Annotated in this window: 2 protein-coding genes and 1 pseudogene; 1 reads left to right on the top strand and 2 read right to left on the bottom strand. The window is 73.0% G+C overall.

Annotated elements, in window-relative coordinates; all coding sequences use genetic code 11:
* A pseudogene (locus tag G5C62_RS26455) lies at positions 1–351 on the bottom strand (aminotransferase); the annotation flags it as partial.
* Positions 352–410: 59 nt separating this feature from the next.
* Between G5C62_RS26455 and galE the strand changes: the two are divergent.
* Positions 411–1,370, top strand: coding sequence for a UDP-glucose 4-epimerase GalE (galE, locus tag G5C62_RS26460; protein ID WP_164703336.1), 960 nt, complete (start codon positions 411–413; stop codon positions 1,368–1,370).
* A gap of 9 nt (positions 1,371–1,379) precedes the next feature.
* Here galE and G5C62_RS26465 read toward each other — a convergent pair whose 3' ends face one another.
* Positions 1,380–2,708, bottom strand: a complete 1,329-nt coding sequence (locus G5C62_RS26465; protein WP_164703337.1) for a hemolysin family protein — start codon at positions 2,706–2,708, stop codon at positions 1,380–1,382.
* Between the last annotated feature and the right edge of the window lie 113 nt (positions 2,709–2,821).

Raw genomic sequence — 2,821 nt, forward strand, 5'->3', positions numbered from 1 at the left:
CTCGAAGGAGCGCCAGGCGAACGCGATGCTCGAGCCCGGGTCGTTGTAGGCCTGGGCCAGCTGCTGGCAGACGGTCACCGCGCCGCAGCCGGTGGCCACCTGCGCCGGCTCGACGCCGTACCGCTCGGCCAGGGCCCGGGTGAGGACGGCGGCACCGTTGTCCGGGTACCGGTTCGTCTCCCCCGCGGTCGCGGCGATCGCCTGGACGACCGCCGGCAGCGGCGGGAAGGCCACCTCGTTGCTGGCCAGCTTCACGGCGCGGTCGACGCCGATCTCACGGGCCAGGTCGGCGGGGTTGCGGCCGGGTCGGTAGACCGGCATGGCGGCCACGGCAGGGCGGGCGCTGACCACGGGCTACTCCTCCTCGGTCGGACCGGAGGTCGTCCGGGCCACTCACTAGGGTTGGCGGCATGCGCGTACTCGTCACCGGTGGGGCCGGCTACATCGGCAGCGTAGTCACGGCGGCCCTGCTCGATGGCGGCCACGAGGTCACGGTGCTCGACGACCTGTCGACCGGCCACGAGGACGCCGTCCCCGCCGGCGCCCGCTTCGTGCAGGCCTCGCTGCACGACTCCGCGCCCGTGCTGGCCGACGTCCGGCCCGAGGCGGTGCTGCACTTCGCGGCCAAGAGCCTGGTCGCGCAGAGCCAGGTCGAGCCGGAGGTCTACTGGCACTCCAACGTCGGCGGCTCGCTGGCGCTGCTCGAGGCCATGCGCGCGGTCGACTGCCGGCGGATCGTCTTCTCCTCGACCGCGGCCACCTACGGCGAGCCCGACCAGGTGCCGATCCCCGAGGACGCCCCGACCCGGCCGACCAACACCTACGGGGCCAGCAAGCTCGCCGTCGACACGATGCTGACCTCCTACGCGGTGGCCCACTCGTTCGCCGCGGTCAGCCTGCGGTACTTCAACGTCGGCGGCGCGGCGTACGGCGTCGGCGAGCGGCACGCCACCGAGACCCACCTGATCCCGATCGCGCTGCAGGTGGCCGCGGGCACCCGCGAGGCGCTCACCGTCTTCGGCACGGACTACCCGACCCCCGACGGCACCTGCATCCGCGACTACGTGCACGTCAAGGACCTGGCCGCGGCCCACCTGCTGGCGCTGCCCGCCCCCGCACCGGGTGAGCACCGCATCTACAACCTGGGCAGCGGCACCGGCTTCTCGGTGCAGGAGATGGTCGACGCCGTCCGCAGCGTCACCGGGCACCCGCTGCCGGTCGTCGTCGGCGACCGGCGGCCCGGGGACCCGGCGCGGCTGGTGGCCAGCTCGGCCCGGATCCAGGACGAGCTCGGCTGGGCACCGCAGCACACCGACCTGCGCGAGATCGTCTCCGACGCCTGGGCGTTCGCGCAGGCACGCAGCGCCTGAGCCCCGTCGTCAGCCGGCCGTGGCTTCCGCGGCGGCGTCGCTGCCGTCGTCCTGCTGCGGTGCGGCGCTGACGCTGATCCGGGCGATCCGGCGGCCGTCGAGCTCGAGCACCGTCAGGGTGCGCTCCTCGACCGTCACGGTGTCCCCCAGGACCGGGAGACGCCCCAGCTCGGCGAGGACGTACCCGGCGACCGTCTCGTACGGGCCCTCGGGGAGGTGCAACCCCGTCGCGCCGGCGAAGTCGTCGAGGTTGAGCAGCCCGTCGACCTCGTGCGGCCCCTCGGCCGGCTCCTCGGAGTCCGGCGTGACGTCCTCGTCGTACTCGTCGTAGATGTCGCCGATGACCTCCTCGATGAGGTCCTCCAGGGTGACGATCCCGTCGGTGCCGCCGTACTCGTCGACCACGATCGCGAAGTGCCGGTTCTCCTTGCGCATCCCCGACAGGGCAGTCAGCACGCCGGCGGTGCCCGGCAGCTGCTTCACCTCGCGGGCGAGGTCGCCCACGGTCGCCGCCCGCCCGGCTGGGTGCGTGGGCAGGAAGAGGTCGCGCACGTGCACGAAGCCCACGACGTCGTCCTCGTTGCGGCCCACGACCGGGTAGCGGGACCAACTGGAGTCCGCGACCTGCTTGGCCGCGCGACTGGCGGTCATGCTGGACTCCAGGAAGTGGACCTCGGTCCGGGGGGTCATCACCTCGCGCACCTCGCGGTCGCCGGCCCGGAAGACCTCGTCGATCAGCCGGCGCTCGTCGCTGGACAGCGACTCGTGCGCGGCGACCAGGTCACGCAGCTCCTCCTGGCTGATCGACTCCCCGCTCGCCCGCGGGTCACCGCCCAGCAGGCGGACCAGTACGTTCGTGGACTTCGACAGCAGCCAGATGATCGGCCGGAACAGCTTGGCGATGGCGTTGAGCGGGGCGGCCACCACCAGCGAGAAGCCCTCGGCCCGCTGCAGGGCCAGCCGCTTGGGGGTCAGTTCGCCGACGACCAGCGACAGGTAGCTGATCGCGATGGTGACGGCGACGAAGGACAGCGGGTCGGCCACACCGGGCTGCACCCCCCAACCGATCAGGACGTCGCCGAGCGGCCCGGACAGGGTGCTGGCGCCGAACGCGGCGGAGAAGAAGCCGGCCAGCGTGACGCCGACCTGGACGGAGGCGAGGAACTGGTTGGGGTCGGCGAGCAGCTTGTTCAGCGCCTGCCCGCGCCGGCCGGTCTCGGCCAGGGCGCGGACCTGGGACTCGCGGAGGGACACCAGCGCGATCTCGGCGCCGGAGAACGCGCCGCCGACCAGCACGAAGGCGAAGACCATGACGATGTTGAGCCAGACGTCGCTCACGGGCGGCGCGTTCCTCCAGAGATGGTCTCGACGGGACTGTCCCGCGACCGACCACGGTAGTGGCTGCGCCGGCCCGCCGATCCGCGACGACCACCTCTGCTCCCCGCCCGGGG

It is taken from the genome of Modestobacter sp. KNN46-3, assembly GCF_011039295.1.